17 protein-coding genes are annotated in these 21,305 nt (G+C 71.4%); 9 read left to right on the forward strand and 8 right to left on the reverse strand.

All coding sequences use genetic code 11. From position 1 onward, the window contains the following. The first annotated feature begins 14 nt into the window (after positions 1-14). The 3 genes from ACGFRF_RS10265 to ACGFRF_RS10275 are packed head-to-tail and all read left to right on the forward strand — an operon-like array spanning position 15 to position 2,980. Positions 15-1,580 (forward strand): MFS transporter, encoded by a 1,566-nt coding sequence (locus ACGFRF_RS10265; protein WP_393738158.1) that lies wholly within the window; start codon positions 15-17, stop codon positions 1,578-1,580. Next, a complete protein-coding gene (locus ACGFRF_RS10270; RefSeq protein WP_393738159.1) occupies positions 1,577-2,215 on the forward strand; it encodes a TetR/AcrR family transcriptional regulator in 639 nt (212 codons plus the stop codon). The genes ACGFRF_RS10265 and ACGFRF_RS10270 overlap by 4 nt, the downstream gene beginning before the upstream one ends. Before the next feature lie 33 nt (positions 2,216-2,248). Then, entirely contained in the window at positions 2,249-2,980 is a 732-nt protein-coding gene (locus ACGFRF_RS10275; protein WP_393738160.1) for a Mut7-C RNAse domain-containing protein, read from the forward strand. Between the two features lie 34 nt (positions 2,981-3,014). Here the strand turns inward: ACGFRF_RS10275 and ACGFRF_RS10280 are convergent, their stop codons facing one another. Together ACGFRF_RS10280 and ACGFRF_RS10285 are read right to left on the reverse strand one after the other, a co-directional pair. Continuing rightward, entirely contained in the window at positions 3,015-5,507 is a 2,493-nt protein-coding gene (locus tag ACGFRF_RS10280; protein ID WP_393738161.1) for a galactose oxidase-like domain-containing protein, read from the reverse strand. A gap of 36 nt (positions 5,508-5,543) precedes the next feature. Beyond that, entirely contained in the window at positions 5,544-7,025 is a 1,482-nt protein-coding gene (locus ACGFRF_RS10285) for an ArnT family glycosyltransferase (RefSeq protein WP_393738162.1), read from the reverse strand. A gap of 450 nt (positions 7,026-7,475) precedes the next feature. Between ACGFRF_RS10285 and ACGFRF_RS10290 the strand changes: the two genes are divergently transcribed. Next, a complete protein-coding gene (locus ACGFRF_RS10290; RefSeq protein WP_393738336.1) occupies positions 7,476-8,702 on the forward strand; it encodes a glycosyltransferase in 1,227 nt (408 codons plus the stop codon). Then, positions 8,699-9,892, forward strand: a complete 1,194-nt coding sequence (locus ACGFRF_RS10295; RefSeq protein ID WP_393738163.1) for a glycosyltransferase — start codon at positions 8,699-8,701, stop codon at positions 9,890-9,892. The genes ACGFRF_RS10290 and ACGFRF_RS10295 overlap by 4 nt, the downstream gene beginning before the upstream one ends. Before the next feature lie 100 nt (positions 9,893-9,992). Here ACGFRF_RS10295 and ACGFRF_RS10300 read toward each other — a convergent pair whose 3' ends face one another. Together ACGFRF_RS10300 and ACGFRF_RS10305 are read right to left on the reverse strand one after the other, a co-directional pair. Beyond that, positions 9,993-12,026, reverse strand: coding sequence for a thioredoxin domain-containing protein (locus tag ACGFRF_RS10300; protein WP_393738164.1), 2,034 nt, complete (start codon positions 12,024-12,026; stop codon positions 9,993-9,995). After that, positions 12,007-12,597, reverse strand: a complete 591-nt coding sequence (locus ACGFRF_RS10305) for an ArsR/SmtB family transcription factor (RefSeq protein WP_393738165.1) — start codon at positions 12,595-12,597, stop codon at positions 12,007-12,009. The genes ACGFRF_RS10300 and ACGFRF_RS10305 overlap by 20 nt, the downstream gene beginning before the upstream one ends. A 116-nt stretch (positions 12,598-12,713) precedes the next feature. Between ACGFRF_RS10305 and ACGFRF_RS10310 the strand changes: the two genes are divergently transcribed. Continuing rightward, positions 12,714-13,214 carry a hypothetical protein gene (locus ACGFRF_RS10310; protein WP_393738166.1) on the forward strand — a complete coding sequence of 167 codons (501 nt, stop codon included), beginning with the start codon at positions 12,714-12,716 and terminating at the stop codon, positions 13,212-13,214. Between the two features lie 32 nt (positions 13,215-13,246). Further along, positions 13,247-16,450, forward strand: coding sequence for a tetratricopeptide repeat protein (locus ACGFRF_RS10315; RefSeq protein WP_393738167.1), 3,204 nt, complete (start codon positions 13,247-13,249; stop codon positions 16,448-16,450). A gap of 468 nt (positions 16,451-16,918) precedes the next feature. On the opposite strand, the gene ACGFRF_RS10320 is transcribed toward ACGFRF_RS10315, so the two are convergent. Further along, positions 16,919-17,182 carry a hypothetical protein gene (locus tag ACGFRF_RS10320; protein WP_393738168.1) on the reverse strand — a complete coding sequence of 88 codons (264 nt, stop codon included), beginning with the start codon at positions 17,180-17,182 and terminating at the stop codon, positions 16,919-16,921. Continuing rightward, positions 17,175-18,056 (reverse strand): mycothiol conjugate amidase Mca, encoded by an 882-nt coding sequence (mca, locus tag ACGFRF_RS10325; RefSeq protein ID WP_393738169.1) that lies wholly within the window; start codon positions 18,054-18,056, stop codon positions 17,175-17,177. Before mca ends, ACGFRF_RS10320 begins: the two co-directional genes overlap by 8 nt. Before the next feature lie 101 nt (positions 18,057-18,157). Here mca and ACGFRF_RS10330 point away from each other — a divergent pair, with 101 nt between their 5' ends. Both ACGFRF_RS10330 and greA read left to right on the forward strand, forming a co-directional pair. After that, positions 18,158-18,556 carry a DUF4307 domain-containing protein gene (locus tag ACGFRF_RS10330; protein ID WP_393738170.1) on the forward strand — a complete coding sequence of 133 codons (399 nt, stop codon included), beginning with the start codon at positions 18,158-18,160 and terminating at the stop codon, positions 18,554-18,556. A 203-nt stretch (positions 18,557-18,759) separates the two neighbouring features. After that, positions 18,760-19,260: a transcription elongation factor GreA gene (gene greA, locus ACGFRF_RS10335; RefSeq protein WP_393738171.1), complete on the forward strand. Its 501-nt coding sequence runs from the start codon at positions 18,760-18,762 to the stop codon at positions 19,258-19,260. A 61-nt stretch (positions 19,261-19,321) separates the two neighbouring features. Here the strand turns inward: greA and ACGFRF_RS10340 are convergent, their stop codons facing one another. Together ACGFRF_RS10340 and ACGFRF_RS10345 are read right to left on the reverse strand one after the other, a co-directional pair. After that, positions 19,322-20,179, reverse strand: a complete 858-nt coding sequence (locus ACGFRF_RS10340; RefSeq protein ID WP_393738172.1) for an ABC transporter permease — start codon at positions 20,177-20,179, stop codon at positions 19,322-19,324. After that, the gene (locus ACGFRF_RS10345; protein WP_393738173.1) at positions 20,176-21,177 is read right to left on the reverse strand and encodes an ATP-binding cassette domain-containing protein; all 1,002 of its coding nucleotides are present in this window, start codon (positions 21,175-21,177) and stop codon (positions 20,176-20,178) included. Before ACGFRF_RS10345 ends, ACGFRF_RS10340 begins: the two co-directional genes overlap by 4 nt. Positions 21,178-21,305: the final 128 nt, after the last annotated feature.

Consider the following 21,305-nt stretch of genomic DNA (forward strand, 5'->3'; position numbering starts at 1 on the left):
GCTACTCTCATTTCATGGTTACTGTCACTGCGTCGCGCGAGACGCGGCCGGACCCCCGCCGCTGGTGGGCCCTCGGGGCCCTGGTCGCGAGTTCGCTCGTACTCGGCTTCGACACGACGATCCTCAACGTGGCCCTGCCGACGATGGCGCGGGAACTGGGCGCCACCACCGGTCAGCAGCAGTGGATGGCGGACGCGTACATCGTCGTGTTCGCGGCCCTGATGCTCCCGGCGGGACTGCTCGGCGACCGGTTCGGGCGCCGGCGGATGCTGATCACCGGGCTCGGGATCTTCCTCGCGGGCTCGCTGGTGGGCGTGCTGGCCGGGGACGTGGACGCCGTCATCGCGGCCCGGGCGGTCATGGGCGTCGGCGCGGCGCTCGTGACCCCGCTCGCGCTGTCCGTGCTGCCCTCGCTGTTCGACGCGGACGAGCGCGCCAAGGCCCTCGGCATCATCTCGACCGCGTCCGCGCTCGGCATGCCGCTCGGCCCGATCATGGGCGGCTGGCTGCTGAACCACTTCTGGTGGGGCTCGGTCTTCCTGGTCAACGTGCCCATGGCGGCGATCGGCATCGCGGCCTGCGTGTTCCTGCTCCCCGAGACCAGGGACCCGTCCTCCCCCAGGGTCGACACCGTCTCCACGGCGTGCACCGCGGCCGGCCTCGGCGCCCTCGTCTACGCGATCATCGAGGGCCCCGAACGCGGCTGGCGCGACCCGCTGGTCCTCGCCCTGTTCGCGGCGGCCGCGCTCCTGATCGCCGCCCTGGTGCTGCGCGAACGCCGGCTGGAGCGCCCCATGCTCGACATGACCCTGCTCGCCCACCGCGGCTTCCTGCTGAACACCGTCGCCGCGACCCTGGTGATGTTCATCCTGTCCGGACTGCTGTTCGTACTGCCGCTGTACCTCCAGGCCGTACGCGGCAACGACGCCTTCGGCACCGGCATCCGGCTGCTGCCGATGATCGGCGGCCTGATGGTCGCCGCGCGGGGCGCGCCGCTCGCCTCCCAGCGGTTCGGCGCGCGTGCCACGGTCAGCGCGGGCCTGGTCGTGCTGGCCTTCGCCGCACTCCTCGGCAGCCGTACGACGGCCGGCTCCGGCTTCGGCTTCACCGCGCTGTGGCTCTCGATCGCCGGCGCCGGCTTCGGCTTCGCACTCGTCCCGGCGATGCACGGAGCGCTGGCCACCCTGCCGCGGGACCGCGCGGGCAGCGGATCCGGGCTGCTCATGACGCTGCGCCAGGTCGGCGGCGCGATCGGCATCGCCCTGCTCGGCAGCCTGCTGTCGAGCACGTTCCGCGACCGGCTGGACGTCACGGGGCTGCCCGCCCGGCTGGCCGACACCGCCGGTGACTCCGTCGTCGCCGCGCACCTCGTCGCCCAGAAGGCCGGCTCCGCCCACCTCGCGGCCTCCGCGAACAGCGCCTACGTGCACGGCATGGGCCTGGTACTGCTGGTGTGCGCGATCGCGTCCCTGGTGTCGGCGCTGCTGGCCGCGGTGTTCCTGCCGGGCACGACCGCCGCTCGCGACGAGACCCGTGACGTCCCGGAGATGGTGGCCCCCGCGACCGATGCCGGACAATGACTGCCATGACGGCCGCACGATCCCCTTACTCCCCCGCCGACCACTCCCGCCTCGGACTGCGGGAGCGGAAGAAGATAAAGACCCGCGAGGCCATCCGCACCGCGACCTACGCGCTGATCAAGGAGCAGGGGTACGACGCCACGACGATCGAGCAGATCGCCGACCGGGCCGAGGTGTCGCCGTCCACCGTCTTCCGCTACTTCCCGACCAAGGAGGACATCGTCCTCACGGACGAGTACGACCCCCTGATACTGGGGGAACTGCGCGCACGGCCCGAGGGCGAACCGTGGATGGACTCGCTGCGGTACGTGATGGGCAAGGCCCTCGAGCGGAGCGAGGAGGAACCCGAGGTGACCCGGCTGCGGGCGCACCTCGGGTTCCAGGTCCCCGCCGTCCGCTCCCGGATGTTCGAGACCATGTCGGAGACCGGGCGCCTGCTGCGCGGTGCCCTCGCGGAGCGCACGGGCCGTGACCCGGAGAGCCTGGACGTGCGTGTCTACGCGATGGCCATCATCGGCTGCATGATGGAGGTCTCCATGTACTGGGCGGAGAACGGCTTCGAGGGCGACCTCCGGGACCTCATGGACCGGGCCCTGGACGTCCTGGAGCACGGCCTCCCCACCGAAAGCCCCTGAGGCCCCCGGCACCGGCCGTGTCATCCTGACGGGGTGAACGGACCCGAGATCCACGTCGAAGTCGCCCCCGCGCTGCACGTGTTCGTGCCGCCCGCCCGGCGCTCGGCCGCCACCGGACTCACCACGGACGGCGTCTCGACCCTCGGTCATGTCGTCGAGTCCCTCGGCATCCCGCTCACCGAGGTCGGCACGCTGGTCGTGGACGGCCGCGCGCTGCCGCCCTCGCACATCCCGCGGGCGGGCGAACGCGTCTCGGTCCGGCCGGTCGAACGCCCCCAGCGGGTCCCCGGCGCTCCCCTGCGCTTCCTCCTCGACGTCCACCTCGGTACCCTCGCCCGCCGTCTGCGCCTGCTCGGCGTCGACACGGCGTACGAGTCGACGGACATCGGCGACCCGGCGCTCGCCGCCCGCTCGGCGGCCGAGAAGCGGGTCATGCTCAGCCGCGACCGGGGCCTGCTGCGCCGCCGCGAGCTGTGGGCCGGCGCCTTCGTCTACAGCACCCGCCCCGACGACCAGCTCCACGACGTCCTCGACCGCTTCGCCCCCGATCTGCAGCCGTGGACCCGCTGCACCGCCTGCAACGGCCTGCTGTCGGAGGCCACCAAGGAACAGGTCGCCGACCAGCTCAAGGGCGGCACGCAGCGCTCGTACGACGTCTTCGCCCAGTGCACGGCGTGCGGCCGCGCCTACTGGAAGGGCGCGCACCACGAACAGCTCGAAGCCATCGTGGAGCGCGCCCTGACGGAATTCAGCGGCCGGCGGTGACGCGCCCCCGAAGGGGCGCGTGGCGGCGCCGGCGCTAACGCCTCGTCACATCCCCCTTCCCGCAGGCGATGCCGTCCTTGTTCCGGTCCAGGCGGTGCCGGTCACGGCCGTGGACCTCGAGCCGGCCGTAGCCCTTGGCGAGCAGCCAGGTGCACCGCTCGGCCTGCGGCATCTTCGGGAACGTCCACGGCACGCACTGGCTGATCCGGCCGTAGGCGTGGTCGCAGCCGTCGTAGCCCTCGGCCATCTTCACGCCCGGGTGCCGGTGCGCCGACCCGTGTGCCATGCCGCTCATGCTGCCCGTGCTGCCAGTGCCGCCCGTGCTGCCCGTGTCCGGCTCGCTCGCCTTCAGTTCGTCGGCGAAGGACTGCACGCGGGCGGCGGCGACCTGGCCCTCCGAGCCGATGCGCACCCACTTGGACACCGACGGCACCCCCGTGGCGTCGACCACCGACAGCATGTACCAGCCGGGCGGTGCCAGGTTCGGGTTGCTGGTGAGGCTGAGGTCGATGGTGTTGCCGTCGACGGTCATCGGCAGGTCGACGTAGCGCTGGTTGGGGTCGGAGGAGTGGGTGACGGCGGCCGGGCGGATCAGGGAGGCCTTCACCACCGGCTTGTCGACCGTGATGCGCTGCGTGGTGCCGTACGTCCAGCGGGTGCTCGCGAGCGAGGTGATCTGCGGCCGGGCGCCCTTGAACAGGTACGGCGGCTGGTAGATCGACACGCGTTGGTCGAAGGAGCCGTCACCGGGGTTGTCGCCGACGCTCAGCACCCGGCCGTCCGGCAGCAGCGTGGAGGAGGAGTGGTAGGTGCGCGGGACCGGATCGGTGGCCAGGCCCGCCTGGAAGGTATGGGTAGCCGGGTCGTACAGCGAGGCCTCGAAGACCGGATCCTCGCGGTAGGTGTGCAGGGCGCCGCCGGTCTCCAGGACCTTGCCGTCAGGCAGGATCACCGCGGAGAGGTAGACCTTGCCCTGGGCGCCGGTCTGCGGGGTGCCGTCGGAGTAGTGGCCCTGCGGCAGGTCGGGTCCGGCCACGTACTGCGGCGAGTCGGCCTTCATGTCGATGAGGTCGGTGAACCGGAGGGCGTCGGGCGCGACGGTGTGGTTGCCGCCGCCCATGGTGAGGACCTTCTGGTCCTGGGCGGGCGGGAGCAGCACCGACATGGACTGGTCGCGTTCGTCCTTCTTGCGCAGTCCGGGCACCTCGCTGATGGTCCCGGCGTTGTAGTCGTAGACGGATGCGCCGGTGCCGGGCAGGCCGCCTCCGAAGACGTGGCTGCCGGTGTAGAAGAGGCGGCCGTCCTGGAGCAGGATCATCGACGGGTACAGGCCCCAGAAGGACCAGGCCTGCTTGGCCTCGCCCATCGGCAGCCACTTGTTCTGGGCGTAGGAGAAGTGCTCGTTGACGACCGTGCCGGAGGAGTCCTCGCCGAGGCCGCCGAGCGCGATGACGTCACCGTTGCCCATCGTGGTCGCCGACGGGTACCAGTGCCCGGCGAGCATGTCGTTGACGCGGACGTACTTGTTCTGAGCCGGGTCGAAGATGTAGCTGGTCCTCAGGCCCTTGTAGCCGACGCTGCCGTCCGGGGACGCGTAGTCCTTGTTGCCGCCGACCACCAGCACCCGGCCGTCGGGGAGCTGGACGTGCCCGGCGCAGAAGAAGTCCTCCGGGGTCGGGATGTTGGTATAGCCGCCGGTCGCCGGGTCGAACAGGCTCGTCTTGAAGGTGCCGGCGGCGAACGCGTCCCGGTCGTTGCCGGAGCCGGCGATCAGCAGCACCTTGCCGGTGTGCAGCAGCACCGAATGGATGGCCCGCACCGGGGAGTTGACGGACTGCACGGTCCACTTGCCCCGGCACTCCGGTCCCGTGCCGCCCGTCGTACAGGGATCGGGGCCGGCCGGGACGGTGGCGTCGGTCATCGCGTAGTCGTCGGTGGTGAGGGTGCCGACGCCGTACAGGGCGCCGCCCCAGGTGACCCGGTCCGTGTTCGGCGGGATGACCGGGGTGCGCACCTCGGTGCGGGTCCAGCCGGCCGCCTGAGGCAGGGTCTTGAGGTCGGTCCAGTAGACCCAGCCCTGGGCGGTGTCGTGCCGGAACAGGGTGAACGCCACGTTCGGGGTGGTCGACTTGTACCAGAACGACAGGTCGTACTGGTGGTCCGGAGTGACCTGCGGGGCGCAGGAGTTCTCCAGCATCATCGTCTTGCGGTCGCCGTCGCCGCGCCGGGTCAGCTGGATACGGACGGCGCGGCCGCCGCTGTGGGCGTCGTCGGTGACGGTGAAGGAGAAGTCGTTGTCGCCCCAGCCCGACTTCTCGAAGCACTGCGGGAACTGCGACGCTGCGTCGAGGATCTCCAGGCCCGGGTTCTTCACCAGGTTGCTCGCGGCGCTGGCGCTCTGGGTGCCGAGCGGGCCGAGGCCGAGCGCGGCGGCGAAGAGCAGCAGGGCGGTCAGCAGCAGACGGGTGCGGGTCGGCCGTGCCCTGGATGGTCTTCGCGAGCGGTACGGCATGACGGTGTACGGCATGGCGGGTCCCCCCCCTTGTTCTGTGGCGGCCCCGGATCAGCCTGCGCGGTCGATCCGGAGGATGTCGATCCGGCCGCCGCCCTCCCCGAAGGTGGCGACCGGCGTGCCGTGCGCGAACAGGTCGCGCAGCGTGGGCAGATGCTGGCGTTCACCACGCAGGGCGGGCGTGGACACCACGTAGTCGATGTCCTTCCAGCCGTGCGGCAGCGTCTTGGTGACCGCGGGGTCCTGGTCCAGCTTGTAGTGCCAGATGACGCCGGTGCCGGCCCGGTATCCGGCGTCGACCGCGTCCAGCCACAGCACGCCGTCGGTGACCATGCGGACCTTGTCGCGGTTACCGGTGTCGGTCTCCCGCAGCCAGCGCGCGGCGTCGTGGTAGACGCGGTTGTCGTCGGCGGTCGCGGCCAGGCGGTCCTGGCGGTACCAGGTGGGGCCGGCGATCACCGCGGCGGCGAGGACCGCGGCGAGGGCGGCGGTGGACCGCAGCCGCGGCCTGCCGGGCAGCCTCTCGACGAGGGCCTGGACCAGTCCGGCCACGGTGAGCGCGAGGAAGGGCAGCACCTGCGCGATGTACATCTGCGGCAGGTATCCGCCCGGCCTGAGGGCGACCAGGGCCAGCATCAGCACGGCGAGGGCGACGGGCCGCAGCCGGCGCACCGGCAGCGCGCACACCGCGGCCGCGGCACCACCGACCAGCAGATAAGGGTCGCGGGTGAGCCAGTCCGCGAACAGCTGGTGGGCGTCGGTGCCGGCCTGGAAGGCGGAGCCGCTGCCCTCGCGCCCGCCGAGCTGGAACTTGAGCGTGCCCAGCAGCGAGACATGGCCGGCGCCGGGCACCAGCTCGCCCTTGAGCAGGGCGTAGAGCGGATAGAACAGGCCGGTCAGCACGAACCCGGAGCCGAAGCCGGCGAGGGAGAACTTGCGGGTGCTGGAGTGGCTGCCCTGCCACATCGCCACGAGCAGCACCGGCAGCAGCACGCCGATGGTCTCCTTGGACAGCACCGCCAGCGCGAAGGACATGCCGGCCGCGACGTGGTGCCACAGGTGGCGGCGCGGCGAGAGCGCGAAGGCGAACGCGGTCAGCGCCCACAGGACGGCGAAGTTGTCCAGGTAGATCTGCCGGTGCAGGACCACCGCGAGCGGCGAGAGCGCGTAGAGCAGGACCGCGCCGGCCGCGGTGGGCCGGGCCAGGCCGAGGCGGCGGCCGACGACATAGACCAGGACGCAGGTCAGGCCGGCGATCGGGAGCATCGCGATGCGGCCCTGAACGAACGTGGGCAGATCGGGCAGGAGACGGTTCGGCAGCCAGGAGACGGTGGCGAGCTGTATCCAGCCGAGCGGCGGGTGGTCGTACCAGTAGGTGTAGTGCGCGAGTTGCCCGTGCCGTACGGCCCAGGCCTGGGCGAGATAGGTGCCCTCGTCGTCGTTGGGAAACGGGTATTTACCGATTCCCCAGGCGCGTACCGTCAGAGCGACGGCGATTACCGGAGCAACCCAAAAATAATCCGGCCGAAACATTGTGCGGCGTACCGCAGAGCGTTCCCCTTGTGAATTCTCTGTCGCCGGCCGGAGAACAACGGCAGTCCCCATGCGGAATCCCCCACCCCCACTTGTGGCCCGACTCACCCCAGGGACCTCCCCCTCGAACCCCCTGGAAATCGGGCAGGCCGCAGCATCATGGCACAGGTCGACCCCGCACATGTACGGAACATAAGATTCCGCTCGTGCGCGGAGGCGACATTGCCGGGGAAATGGAAAACCTGCTAGCTTCGCTGGAAAGCTCGCTGCGATCGTTTTTCGATCACGTGGGGAAATCCCCGGGAAGCCCGGGGGAAGTACCGTCCGAAGCGGCCCGGGGGGAGATGGGCCGGAACGATCGCTTCCCGATACGCGAGCACCAGGAAGACCAGGGAACCGAGGGGGGAATTCGTGGTCTCCGCTGTCCTGTTCATCGATTCGATCGTCCTCATGGTCGCCGCCGGCGTCACGCTGTGGTGGATGCTCCATGCCTGGCGCACCCCGGAGACGCTGCAGTCCACGGCGTTCGCCGAGCCCGACGGCAAGCCCGGGCTGTCCTTCTCGCTGCTGGTCCCGGCCCGGCACGAGGAGGCCGTCCTGCGGCACACGGTGGAGCAGATGCTCCGCATCGACCATCCGTCCTACGAGATCCTGGTGATCGTCGGCCACGACGACCCGGGCACCGCCGCCATCGCCCACCAACTGGCCGAGGAGCACCCGGAGAAGGTCCGCACGGTGGTCGACACCCACAAGGTGAAGAACAAGCCGCGCGCCCTCAACACCGCCCTGCCGCACGCCCGCGGCCAGGTGATCGGGGTCTTCGACGCCGAGGACGTCGTCCACCCCGAGCTGCTCAGCCACGTCGACTTCGCCTTCCGGCGCGAGAACGCCGACGTCGTCCAGGGCGGCGTGCAGCTGATCAACTACCAGAGCAGCTGGTACAGCCTGCGCAACTGCCTGGAGTACTTCTTCTGGTTCCGCAGCCGGCTGCACCTGCACGCGCGCAAGGGCTTCATCCCGCTCGGCGGCAACACCGTCTTCGTCCGTTCCGAGCTGCTGCGGCAGACCGGCGGCTGGGACGGCAACTGCCTCGCCGAGGACTGCGACCTGGGCGTACGGCTGTCCAGCGGCGGCGCCAAGGTCGTCGTCGCCTACCACTCCGCGCTCGTCACCCGCGAGGAGACACCCGACTCCCTCAAGGGCCTCTACAAGCAGCGCACCCGCTGGAACCAGGGGTTCCTCCAGGTCCTGCGCAAGGGCGAGTGGCGCCGGCTGCCCGGCGTCGGCCAGCGGCTGCTCGCCCGCTACACGCTGAGCACCCCGTTCGTGCAGGCCGCGACCGGCGTGATGATCCCGCTCGGCCTGCTCGCCGCGGTGATCGGCGGCGTACCGCTGCCCTTCTCCCTGTTCGCCTGGCTGCCCATGATCCCGATGGCCGCCATGGTGGTCTTCGAGGCCGTGGCGCTGCACGACTTCGGCCGCGAGTACGGCTTCCGCATCGGGTTCATGCACTACGTCAAACTCATCGCCGGCGGGCCGGTGTACGCGGTGATCCTCGCGGCCGCCGCGCTGCGTGCCGTGTGGCGCGAGTACACCGGGCGCCACGACTGGGAGCTGACCTCCCACGTCGGCGCCCACCTCCCCGTCCAGCAACCGCAGCCCCAGGAGGCCCGGTGACGGCGTTGCCCGCCCATGTGTCGATCGTCGTCCCCACCTTCGACGAAGCCGACAACATCCACGCGTTGCTCACCCGCATCGCCGCCGCCGTCCCCGACGGCGTCCGGGCCGAGGTCGTCTTCGCCGACGACTCCACCGACCACACCTGCGCGGTGATCGAGGAGGAGGCGGCGCACTGCCCCTTCCCGGTGGTGCTGCACCACCGGCCCGAGCCGGCCGGCGGCCTGGGCGGTGCGGTGGTGGAGGGCATCGCCCGCGCCACGGCCCCCTGGATCGTCGTCATCGACGCCGACCTCCAGCATCCGCCGGAGCTGATCTTCGAGCTGATCGCGCGGGGCGAGTCGACCCGCGCGGAACTGGTGGTGGCCAGCCGCTACGCCACCGGCGGCGACCGCGGCGGCCTGGCCGGCGGCTACCGCAAGCTGGTCTCCAGCTCCTCGACGCTGCTGACGAAATCCCTCTTCCCGCGTGCGCTGAGCGGACTCACCGACCCGATGAGCGGCTTCTTCGCCATCCGCCGCACGGCGGTGGACCGGGCCGCCGCCGAGGACGAGGGCCTGCAACCGCTCGGCTACAAGATCCTGCTGGAGCTGGCGGTACGGTGCCGCCCGCGCGGCATCGCCGAGGTGCCGTACGCGTTCGGCGAGCGGCACGCGGGCGCGTCCAAGTCCACCGCGAAGGAGGGCCTGCGCTTCCTGCGCCATCTGATCACCCTGCGCACCGCGGACCCGCGCGCCCGCGCCGTCGTCTTCGGGCTGATCGGCCTGTCCGGCTTCGTCCCCAACCTCGCCCTGCTGTGGCTGCTGACCGACGCGGCTCCCGGCCTGCCCTACGCCCCGGCCGAGATCATCGCCAACCAGGCGGGGCTGCTGTGGAACTTCGCCCTGATCGACTCCTTCGTCTACCGCAACCAGCGGCGCCATCACCGGCGCGGGGTACGGCTCCTCACCTTCGCGGCGGTCGGCAACGCCGACCTCGTGGCCCGGATCCCGCTCGCCGCGCTGCTCATCGCGGGCGCCGGGATGACGGCGCTCCCCGCGACCGCCCTCAGCATGGCGATCGTCTTCACGGCCCGCTTCCTCGTCGTCGACCGCTGGCTCTACCGACGCCTGCGCGCCCACCCGGCCCCCACCACCGTGCACCCCACCCCCACCCCGGCCCCGGACCCGATCCCGGACCCACTCGGCTGACACCCCAGCGGGCGGCTGGGGGCCCCTCGCTCAACCACCACCCTGACCCGCCACTCCGCAGCGGTCAGGCGTGGGGGCGGGCAGGGAGTGGGCGGCGGCTTCAGGGGCCGGTCAGCTTCGTCTTCAGGGCTGCTGGGTCGGTCAGCGGCAGGTCGCAGACGAAGCCGCGGCACACGTATGCGGTCGGTGCGCCGCCGGTGAGGGTGCGGTCGGCGAGGAGCGGGAACTCGTCGCTGCCCGGAGTGCCGTAGGCGACGACGGCACCCGGGGCCGTACCCAGGAGTGCCGTGCGGTGCAGGTCGGCGGCCCTCTCGTCGTCCAGGGCCGGCCCGACGACCGCCACCTCCCGCGGCCCGTCGAGCAGCGCCTCCGCGACGGCCAGCCCCCAGCCGATGAACCGCGGCACGCGCGGCCCGAGCGTCCTGACGACGCCCACCGCCCGCTCGGCGGCGGTCCGGTGCGGCTCGGAGCCGGTGTGCGCGGCGTAGCTCAGCAGGGCACCGGCCGCGGCGGTCCAGCCGGAGGGCGTCGCGTTGTCGGTGGGGTCCTGAGGCCGGCGGATGAGCCGTTCGGCGTCGGAGGCGGTGTCGTACAGGGCGCCGGTCTCCGGGTCGGTGAACCGGGCCAGCACATGGTCGAGGAGCAGTCCGGCGAAGTCCAGCCAGACGCCCTCCCCGGTCACGGCGGCGAGCGCGAGGAAGCCTTCGGCGACGTCGGCGTAGTCCTCCAGGACGCCCGCGTTGGCCCCGGCGCGGCCGTCCTTGCTGGTCCGGCCGAGACGGGCGTGTTCGTCCAGGTGCACGCGGACGAGGAGGTCGGCGGCACCGAGGGCGGCCTCGATCAGGTCGGGCCGGTCGAAGTAGGCGCCGGTCTCGGCGAGCGCGGCGATCGCGAGGCCGTTCCACGCGGCGACGACCTTGTCGTCCCGGCCGGGCGCGGGACGCCCGGTCCGCTCGCGCAGCAGCCGGCTCTTGACGGACGCGACCTTCTCGGCATCGAACACGCCTTCGGTCTGCGGCAGTTGGAGGACGGACTGCCCGTGCTCGAAGGTGCCCTCGTCGGTCACCCCGAAGTACTGGGCGGCGAGCCGGCCGTCGTCCTCGCCGAGGACGCCGACGAGCTGCTCGGGCCTCCACACGTAGTACGCGCCCTCGACGTGCCTGCCCGAGCCGTCGTCGCTGTCGGCGTCGAGCGCCGAGGCGAACCCGCCCTCTTCCGTGCGCAGTTCACGCACCAGGAAGTCGGCCGTCTCCAGCGCGACCCGCCGCGCGAGATCCGAACCGGTGGCCCGCCACAGGTGCGCGTAGACGCGGCACAGCAGCGCGTTGTCGTAGAGCATCTTCTCGAAATGGGGCACGGTCCAGTCCCGGTCGACGGAGTAGCGGGCGAAGCCGCCGCCGAGCTGGTCGTAGATGCCGCCCCGGGCCATGCGCTCGCAGGTGTCCTGGGCCATCTGCAGGGCGCCCTCGGCGCCGGTGCGGGCGTGGTGGCGCAGCAGGAACTCCAGGACCATGGACGGCGGGAACTTCGGCGCGCCGCCGAATCCGCCACGCTGCGGGTCGTACTCGCGGGTGAGCCCGAGCAGGGCCTGGGCGAGTTCCTGCTCACCGGGCGGCCGGCCTCCCTGGTGGCTGATCTCCCGCTGGGCGAGATCGCGCACGATCTTCCCGGCGACCTCGCTGACCTCGTCGTGCCGCGTGCTCCAGGCCTGCTGGACGCCCTCCAGCACCTGGCGGAAGGAGGGCATGCCGTGCCGGGGCGCGGGCGGGAAGTAGGTGCCGAAGTAGAACGGCTCGGCGTCCGGGGTGAGGAACACGGTCATCGGCCAGCCGCCGTGCCCGGTCGCCGCCTGTACGGCCTCCATGTAGACGGCGTCGACGTCGGGGCGCTCCTCGCGGTCGACCTTGACGCTGACGAAGTGCTCGTTGAGGTAGTCGGCGGTGGCCTGGTCCTCGAAGGACTCGTGGGCCATGACGTGACACCAGTGGCAGCTGCTGTACCCGACGCTCAGCAGCACGGGTTTGTGGGTCCTGCGGGCCTCTTCGAAGGCCTCGGCCGACCAGGGCCACCAGTCGACGGGGTTGTCGGCGTGCTGGAGCAGATACGGGGACGTCTCATGGGCCAGTCGGTTCACCGTTCCACTCTCCCACGGGCTCCGGCACGGCGTAGAAACGCATCAGCACCGGGCGCGCCTCCTGCGGCGCCTCCTCGCGCGGGTGGCCGTAGCGCTCCAGCAGTGCGTGGTAGTCCCGCATGAAGGCGAGCAGTTCCTCCCTGGTCATCCAGGTGCCGTGGCGCTGGACCTGGGCCCAGCCCTCGGGGCCGCGGTACTCCAGGTGGGCGCGGCGGTACAGGGCGGTGTCGAACTCGATCTTGAGGTGGGCGAGCTGGGCCGCGGCCGCGTACTCCTCGGGGGTCATCGTGGCGGGGTCGGGCGTGGTGTGCCGGAACGGCAGCGCCCGCCACCAGCGCTCGCGGCCGCCGGACTTCTCCGGGACCTCCTCGATGAGCCGCTGCTCGGCGAGTCTGCGCAGGTGGTAGCTGGTGGTGCCGGAGCTTTCGCCGAGTTCGCGGGCGAGGACGGTGGAGTTCGCCTCGCCGTGCCGGCCGAGGTAGTCGAGGATCCGGCGGCGCAGGGGGTTGCCCAGGGACTTGTAGAGAGCGGTGCGCTCAAGGCTGGTCATCTCGGGCAGGCCGTCGGTCATGCCGCCACGGTAACCCTGAGAACCCCTGAGACATCCCTGACGATCGCCGAGATTTCTTTGCAGAATTTTCTCTGCGGTCTACGGTGGAGGAACGGAGCGAGGGAGAGGGGGCGACGATGAGGACATGGACCCTGCGCGCGCTGGGGGCGGCTGCGGTCCTGCTGGTGCCGTGGATGGTGGTCCTGGCGGTCACGCTGCCGGACAGCACCCGGGTGGACAACTGGCGGCTGGCCTGGCTCGGTCTGGACGCCCTCACGGCGGCGGGCTGCGCCACCACGGCCCTGCTGGGCATGCGCGACGACCCCCGGGCCCGCCTCACGGCCTCCGCGACGGCGTCGGTCGCCGTACTGGACGCCTGGTTCGACATAACGACCGCCCAGGCGGGCAGCGCCCTGGTCCAGGCCCTGCTGTGCGCGGTGGCGGAGGGAGCGCTGGCGGTGGCGTGCGTGGCCCTGGCACTGTCCGGTCAACTCGCCCGACCGACTGGCCTCCTGCCCTGCGCACGCACCGAAAGACCCACCCACGCGCAGGAGTTGTCGCCCCCCTTGGCCCACCCTGTTCACCACCTCCCGATCACCGCCCCTCGCGCTCGCGGCCTGCCCGAAGGACACTCGTAGGCAATGGAGTTGCCGCCGGAGGGGGACGGGACATGCGGGACGACCATCGGGCGGAGGCCGAGCGGCTGGTGGCACGGGCCGTCGAGGAGGAGGTACGGCGCTCGGGCGGCCGGATCGACGGACAGCTGCTGCTGTCGCGGGCGCGCGGCGCACTGGACGCGATGGCACATTCGGCCGGCGAGGAGTACGAGGCCTACACACGCGCGCTGGACGAGGCCGAGGCCGGCCGGCTGACCTTCGGCCAGCGCTACGCCCGCGCAGGCGCCGGAACCGCCTTGCTGACGGCGGCCGTCGCCGCGCTCGCCGCCGCCGTGGCCGACCTGTCCCTGGGGACCGGTACCGGCACGGCCGTCGGCGCCGGTGCCGTCGCGGGCGCGGTGGGCGCCGCGGCCACCGTGGTGAAGGTGGCCGGGTCGCATCTGCCGGCCGCTCATCACCACGCGGGCCGGGCCGGCCAGCCCGGCGGGCCGGAGCAGCTGCGGCTGCAATGGCTGACCGCTCTGGAGGTGCGGGGCATTCGCCCGTTCCTCGACCAGCAGCGCATGCTCAGCGCCTCGACCGGCCCGAAGAAGACGGGCGGCCCGGCACTGCGCGGTGCGGACAAGAGCGCGGCCGCCCGCAGGCGCACGGTGCTGGAGCAGTCGTTCGGTCACCTGCCCCAGCCCGACGGTCAGTTCGCCGGGCGGCGGCAGGAGCTGGGGCGGATCAGGCAGTGGGCGCAGGCGGCCCGGGCGGCCACCGAGACCCGGCCGACGGTGGTCGTCCTGCACGGCGAACCCGGCTCGGGCCGCACGACGCTCGCGGTCCGCGCGGCGCACGATCTGCGGGACCACTTCCGGGGCGCGGTGGTCGTGGATCTGCGCGGCGGCAGCCGGGAGGAGGCTCCGCTGACCACCCGGGACGCCCTGCTGCACCTGCTCAACCGGCTGGGCGCGCCCCGCGAGCAGTTGCTGTTCCGGGAGCGCTCCTCCCCCGACCAGCAGGTCAAGCGGCTCGGCGAGCTGTATCACCAGCATCTGACGGGCCTGCCGGTGACGATCGTGCTGGACGACGCCTCGGACCCGGAGCAGGTGCGGGCACTGGTGCCGGAGCGTTCCGACAGCCTGGTCCTGGTCACCGCCCGTGCGGCCCTGGACCTGCCGGCTGACCTCCCGGCCTGGGTGCACCACCTGCCGGTGGAGCCGCTGGACGCGGCCGGCGCCGAGGAGCTGCTGGGCGCGGCCGCCGAGGACGCGTCAGGCCCTTACGACGCCGAATCCGCCGACCGGGTCCGCGCGCTGTGCGGGGGTCTGCCGCTGGCGCTGCGGATCGCGGGCTCCGCGCTCGGACCCCGTTCGCCACGGCAGCTGGCCACGGACCTGGGCGCGTACGGCCCGGTGGAACCGGTGGAGCGCGCGCTGTGGCTGCGCTACACCGATCAGCCGGAGCCCGCCCGCCGACTGCTCAGAAGGCTCGCCCTCGCGGGCCGTGCCTCGCTCGGCGCGGCGGCGGCCGCCGCCCTGCTCGCCACGGACGAGTCCGAGGCCACCCGGCACCTGGTGGCGCTCGCCCGGGCCGGACTGATCGACCACGTGCGCGGCAACCGGTACCGGCTGCACGACCTGGTGCGCGCCTTCGCCCAGGCCCGGCTGGCGGACGAGGAGGACCCGGCTGAGCGCGCGGCGGCGCAGGAACGGCTGATCACGAACTACGCCGAGCTGGCCGACTCGGTGCTGCGCCTGGTGGACGGCAACATGTCGACCCGCTCGCACAAGTTCGGCTCGCACGGCTTCACCTCCCTGGACGAGGCGCTGCGCTGGCTGGACGACGAGTCCAGCTTCATCACGGCGGCCCTGCGCCACGCCGAGGGCGTGAACCAGGCGGCCGTGCTGAACCTGCTCGGCGCGCTGTGCGACTACTGCCTGCTGCGCGGCGACCTGTACCGGCTCGGCGAGATCAGGGAGCTGGCGCAGGCCGTGGACGAGGGGCTGCTGGTGCGCTCGGTGCAGTGGCGCACCGGTATCGCGGCCCGGCAGCTGGGCGAGCTGGACAAGGCGCGCACCACGCTGGCCTCGGTCGTGGACCTGTACCGGGAGGCCCACCACGACGCGGGTGCCGCCCGCGCCCTGACCTCCCTGGGGATCACGCTCCACCACCAGGGCAACCTCACCGAGGCGGCTGCCAAGCTCCAGGAGGCGCTGGAGCTGCAGGCGGCGCCGGAGCTGGCGACGGACCGGGCCTGGACGATGCACGCTCTGGCGGCCGTCCAGCGCGACCGGGCCCTGCTGCCGGAGGCCCTGGACCTGCTCACCCGCTCCCTGGTCCTGCACCACGAGGGCGGCTCGGTGCACGGCGAGGCATGGGCCCACTTCCAGCTCGGTCAGCTGGCCCTGCGCATGGGTGATGTGCCGCGCGCCGAGACGGAGCTGCGGGCCGCCCTGGAGCGGTACGGCCGTACGCACGACGCCCGCGGGGAGGCCTGGGCGCTGACCCAGCTGGCCCGGGCCCGCCTCGTGGACGGTGACGCCTCAGCCGCCGTGGAGGCCCTCAGGCAGGCCGCCGCCCGGCACCGGGAGAACGAGGACGCGCGCGGCGAGGCATGGACGCTGTACTACCTGGGGCAGGCGCTGGAGGAGACCGGAGACCTGGATCAGGCGGTGCGCGACCTGGAGCGGTCCCGCACGATGTTCTCCCGGATGCGGGACGTCTACGGCCTGGCCTGCGCCCGTCACCACTCGGCCCGGGTCACCCGGGACCAGCGGGCCGCGCAGACCGGCTCGCTGCGCAACTCCGGCTTCGCCCGCCAGCTGCTCGTCGACGCCCGCGCCGACTTCCAGCGCATCGGCGTCGCCCACGGCGAGGCGTGGACCTGTCTGGAACTGGCGGTGGTCGACGCGGGCAACGCCCGTACGCAGCAGGCGCTGGCCCTGTGCGACGAGGCGCTCGCGCTGTTCACGTCCTACGGCGACCGGCGCGGCGAGGACTGGGCCCGTTTCCTGCGCTGCACCCTGCTGCCGTTCGCGGCGCCGGGCGGGGTGGAGGTGGGCACGGCGGTCGCCCAGGAGGAACTGGCCGAGCTGTCCCGCGCCACGCATCCGCTGCGCGACGAGAAACTGGCCGACTGTGCCCCGGCGTACGCCCTGCTGCTGGAGCGGGGCGTCCAGCTGGAGGCGGGCTGGCAGGCGTGGCGCCTGCGCATGACTCCCGGCCGCCACGCCCGCGAGGTGATGGGCGTGGTGGTACCGGCGACACAGTGAGCGAAGGGGCGGCGCAACGGCTACTCCCGCCGCAGGGAGCGGGAGTAGCAGGGATTGGCTCAGCGCGAGTCGGCTGCACAACTGGCGGGTCCGGCCGCCGCCGGCCTGCTGGTTGGCTTCGTCTCGGCCGGCGGCGTGTTCGCCGCGCACGCCGCGACCTACCGGTGGGCGCGAGTGGCACAGCGCCGCCGGGCGAGTCCGTGGACGCCCGCCGGGCCAGTCCCGCAGACACCGCCAGGCAGCCGTGCGGACGCCGCCGTGCATCTGCTCGGTGTGGACGCCGCCGGGCCAGTCCCGCAGACACCACCGGGCCGTGCGGACGCCGCCAGGCAGCCGTGCAGACGCCGCCGGGCAGTCGTGCGGACGCCGTTCCGCAAGCCCGCGGACGGCGTTCATGGCGAACCGCCGCAACGGCGACTGACCGCGACGTGCCGGCCCGGCGGTGCCGGACCGGCCGCTCGTGGCGCCTCAGCCCCGCTGCGGCTTCGCCCCGCCGACGGCGCCGGCCTTGCCGCCCTTCCCGGTCTCCTCGTCAGAGGCGTCCGTCTCCTTGAAGTCGACCTTCTGCATGTGCTTGCTCATCGACTTCATCAGGCCCCACACCGCCAGGGCCATCACCGCGAACACGATGAAACCGAGGACGCCGGGGGTGACCTTGTTCTCGTCGACCTCCTTGGCGAGGGGGACGAGGTGCGTCACTGCCACGCTCACGCTTGCGCTCATGTCAGGCATTGTCCCGGATGCCCGCGAAGAGGTCGTCCTCGGGGAGGGAGGTGTCGACGAGGGACTTCGCCAGCTCGTACTCCTCCGTCGGCCAGACCTCCTTCTGGAGCTCCATCGGGACCTTGAACCAGCCGCCGTCGGGGTCGATCTGCGTGGCGTGGGCGATCAGCGCCTTGTCACGGATCTCGAAGAAGTCCGCGCACGGGACGTGCGTGGTCAGGGTCCGCTCCTTGCGCTCGAACTCCTTCCAGCGCTTGAGCCACTCCCCGTACGGCGACTCCAGGCCGCGGTCGAGCATCGCCTGGTGCAGGGCCTCGGTGCGGGGGCGGTTGAAGCCCTGGTTGTAGTAGAGCTTCAGCGGCTGGTAGGCGGCCCCGTACTCGCTCTCGGGGTACTTCTCGGTGTCCGCCGCGCCCTCGAACGCCACCATGGAGATCTTGTGGGTCATGATGTGGTCGGGGTGCGGGTAGCCGCCGTTCTCGTCGTAGGTGGTGATCACCTGCGGACGGAAGGAGCGGATCTTCTTCACCAGTTCACCGGCCGCCTTGTCGACGTCCTCGAGGGCGAAGCAGCCCTCGGGCAGCGGCGGCAGCGGGTCGCCCTCGGGCAGGCCGGAGTCGACGAAGCCGAGCCACTCCTGCTTGACGCCCAGGATCTCCCGGGCCTCGTCCATCTCCTTCTTGCGTACCTCGTGGATGTGCTCCTCGATGTACTCGTCGCCCTGGAGCTTGGGATTGAGGATGGAACCGCGCTCTCCGCCGGTGCAGGTCACCACCAGCACGTCCACCCCCTCGGACACGTACTTCGCCATGGTGGCCGCGCCCTTGCTCGACTCGTCGTCGGGGTGCGCGTGAACGGCCATCAGTCGCAGCTGGTCAGTCAAGACTCAATCCTCGGTCAGTCGGCGCCCCGTGTCTTCGGCGCGATCGGCGGCTTCTATAGTGACGGAATCGGGGGGCGAATAATTCCGCGGAGAGGACGATCATGAGCACGGCGAGCACGCGGCTGCCCGAGGGTCGCTACGGCCGCTCCTCGGACGAGCGCGCCGACCGCAAGCTCAAGGTCGCCGGCGCGGTGCTGGGCGCGGTCCTGCTGGCCCTCGTCGGTTACTTCGCCTACCACTACGTGGCGCAGAACGAGATCAGCGCCCAGGTGATCACTTTCCAGACCTCGGACGACGCGGTCAAGGTGCATCTGGAGGTCCACAAGGACTCCGGCGCCGAGGGCTACTGCACCCTGCGGTCCCAGGCGGAGGACGGCGCCGAGGTGGGCCGGGCGGACTTCCGCTTCACCGGGTCGGCCACGCGCATCGACAAGGTCGTCACGCTCCGTACGACGGCCAAGGGGACGACGGCCGAGCTGCTCGGCTGCCACGCGGACTGACGTCTTGGCGCGCACCCCGCCGGACACTCCCCGTCTTCACCCGGAATGCGTAGGCGCTGACCTGCGTTGATGTGATTCTGATGGCTTATGTCCTCCCTCTTACGCCATTGAATTGTTAGGCTCGTGGTTTCGCCCATCCATGAGGGAACATTCTTCTGGGTAGGGCGATGCTTTGTATTCCCAGTACCGACGAGGAGCACCCTGTGACCCAGACCAGCGAGAACGTCACCTGGCTGACCCAGGAGGCGTACAACAAGCTCAAGGACGAGCTTGAGTACCTTACTGGTCCTGCGCGCACGGAGATCGCCGCCAAGATCGCGGCCGCGCGCGAGGAGGGCGACCTGCGCGAGAACGGCGGGTACCACGCGGCCAAGGAGGAGCAGGGCAAGCAGGAGCTCCGAGTGCGCCAGCTGACCCAGCTCCTCGAGAACGCCAAGGTCGGCGAGGCCCCGGCGTCCGCGGACGGCGCGGTCGCGCCCGGCATGGTCGTCACGATCGCCTTCGACGGTGACGAGGACGACACCCTGACGTTCCTGCTCGCTTCCCGCGAGTATGCGAGCGCCGACATCGAGACGTACTCCCCGCAGTCCCCGCTCGGCTCGGGCGTCATCGGCCACAAGGTCGGCGAGGACGCGGAGTACGAGCTGCCGAACGGCAAGAAGGCCTCGGTGAAGATCCTGAAGGCCGAGCCGTACTCCGGCTGATCCGGTTCCCCAGACATCGAGCCCCCGGCGTCCGCATGACGCCGGGGGCTCCGTCATGCCGTCACGCGGTGGCCGAGCGGTACTTGCGGACCGCGAGGGTGCGGAATATCGCGATGATCAGGACGGAGTAGACCAGCGAGGCCCAGACCGGATGCTGCATGGGCCAGGCCTGGGAGGTGGACTGGCCCGGGTTGGCGAAGAGCACGCGGCAGGCCTGCGCGGTGGCGCTGAAGGGGTTCCACTCCGCGATGTGACGCAGCCACGGGGTCATGTGACTGGGGTCCACGAAGGCGTTGGAGATGAACGTGACCGGGAACAGCCAGATCAGCCCGCTGGACGTGGCCGCCTCGGGGGTGCGGACCGACATGCCGATCAGGGCGCCGATCCAGGTGAACGCGTAGCCGAGCAGGAGCAGCAGGCCGAAGGCGGCGAGAACCTTGCCGGCGTTCGTTTCGCCGTCGGACCCGACGCGCCAGCCGACCAGCAGCGCGACCACGGCGAGCACGACCAGGGTCACCGCCGTCTGCACGAGGTCGGCGAGCGTGCGCCCGGTCAGCACCGCGCCACGCGCCATCGGCAGCGAGCGGAAGCGGTCGATGAGCCCCTTGTGCATGTCGTCGGCGATGCCTGCACCGGAGCTGGCGGTCGCGAACGTGACGGTCTGCGCGAAGATGCCCGCCATGAGGAAGTTCTTGTAGTCGATGGCGCTGGTGCTGCCGCCGATCTGCATGGAACCGCCGAAGACGTACGTGAACAGCACCACGAACATGATCGGCTGGATCAGCCCGTAGATGATCATCTCCGGGATCCTGGACATGCGGATCAGGTTCCGTTTCGCGACGACCATCGAGTCGCGGACGGACCGGCCGACGGGATTGCCCGGCGGTGCCACCCGCACGGCTTCGGTGACGGCACTCACTTCACGGCCTCCTTGCGGCTGTCCTTGCGGCCCTGCTCACGGTTCTCCGCGTCCTTGACCTCGGCCACGTGCCCCGTCAGGGACAGGAAGACATCGTCGAGGGTGGGGCGGCGCAGGCCGATGTCGTCTATCTCGATCCCACGGGTGTCCAGCTCCCGGATGACCTCGGCGAGCAGCTTGGCGCCACCGGTGACGGGGACCGTGAGTTTGCGGGTGTGCTCCTCGACCGTGGTGTCGCCCTTGCCGAAGCCGCGCAGTACCTCCGCGGCGCTCGCGATGTGGTCCCGCTCGTGCACCACGACCTCGACGCGCTCGCCGCCGGTGCGAGCCTTGAGCTGGTCGGAGGTGCCCTTGGCGATGACCCGGCCTTGGTCGACCACCGCGATGTCGTGCGCGAGGTGGTCGGCCTCCTCCAGGTACTGCGTGGTCAGCAGCAGCGTCGTACCGCCGGAGACGAGCTGCTTGATGACCTCCCACAGCTGCTGGCGGTTGCGCGGGTCGAGACCGGTCGTCGGCTCGTCCATGAACATCACCGGCGGCGAGACCACGAGGGCCGCGGCGAGGTCGAGGCGGCGGCGCATACCGCCGGAGTAGGTCTTGGCGGGGCGGTCGGCGGCGTCGGCGAGGTGGAACTGCTCCAGCAGCTCCGCCGCGCGGGCCTTGGCCGCCTTCGCTCTCATCTGGTAGAGCTGCCCGACCATCTGCAGGTTCTCCCGGCCGGTCAGGTATTCGTCGACCGCAGCGAACTGGCCGGACAGGCCTATCGAGCGGCGCACGGTGTCGGGATGCTTCAGCACGTCCACGCCCGCGACGACGGCCTTGCCGCTGTCGGGGCGCAGCAGTGTCGTCAGGCAGCGGACGGTGGTCGTCTTGCCGGCGCCGTTCGGCCCGAGCAGACCGAGGACCGTGCCCTCGGGCACGTCGAGGTCGACGCCGTCCAGTGCCTTTACGTCACCGAAGGTCTTCACCAGGCCTTCGGCATAGATGGCGCCAGGCATGTATGTCTCACGTCGTCGGGGATTCTCCGGGAAAGGCTAGGTTTGCACGCCCGATTCCGCCTGCCTTTTTCCGTGCGAGCAGGCGATCCGGCGGCCACACGAGATACCGTAACGCGATGTATCGCGTC

This window comes from Streptomyces sp. NPDC048521, from assembly GCF_043199855.1.
Classification (GTDB): Bacteria; Actinomycetota; Actinomycetes; order Streptomycetales; family Streptomycetaceae; genus Streptomyces.

What these genes read in the sequence shown, in the direction of transcription:
- ACGFRF_RS10265 (WP_393738158.1), top strand. Translation starts at nt 15, where the DNA reads ATGGTTACTGTCACTGCGTCGCGCGAGACGCGGCCGGACCCCCGCCGC.
- ACGFRF_RS10270 (WP_393738159.1), top strand. Translation starts at nt 1,577, where the DNA reads ATGACTGCCATGACGGCCGCACGATCCCCTTACTCCCCCGCCGACCAC.
- ACGFRF_RS10280 (WP_393738161.1), bottom strand. Translation starts at nt 5,507, where the DNA reads ATGCCGTACACCGTCATGCCGTACCGCTCGCGAAGACCATCCAGGGCA.
- ACGFRF_RS10285 (WP_393738162.1), bottom strand. Translation starts at nt 7,025, where the DNA reads ATGTTTCGGCCGGATTATTTTTGGGTTGCTCCGGTAATCGCCGTCGCT.
- ACGFRF_RS10290 (WP_393738336.1), top strand. Translation starts at nt 7,476, where the DNA reads ATGGTCGCCGCCGGCGTCACGCTGTGGTGGATGCTCCATGCCTGGCGC.
- ACGFRF_RS10305 (WP_393738165.1), bottom strand. Translation starts at nt 12,597, where the DNA reads ATGACCGACGGCCTGCCCGAGATGACCAGCCTTGAGCGCACCGCTCTC.
- ACGFRF_RS10310 (WP_393738166.1), top strand. Translation starts at nt 12,714, where the DNA reads ATGAGGACATGGACCCTGCGCGCGCTGGGGGCGGCTGCGGTCCTGCTG.
- ACGFRF_RS10315 (WP_393738167.1), top strand. Translation starts at nt 13,247, where the DNA reads ATGCGGGACGACCATCGGGCGGAGGCCGAGCGGCTGGTGGCACGGGCC.
- ACGFRF_RS10320 (WP_393738168.1), bottom strand. Translation starts at nt 17,182, where the DNA reads ATGCCTGACATGAGCGCAAGCGTGAGCGTGGCAGTGACGCACCTCGTC.
- ACGFRF_RS10330 (WP_393738170.1), top strand. Translation starts at nt 18,158, where the DNA reads ATGAGCACGGCGAGCACGCGGCTGCCCGAGGGTCGCTACGGCCGCTCC.
- ACGFRF_RS10345 (WP_393738173.1), bottom strand. Translation starts at nt 21,177, where the DNA reads ATGCCTGGCGCCATCTATGCCGAAGGCCTGGTGAAGACCTTCGGTGAC.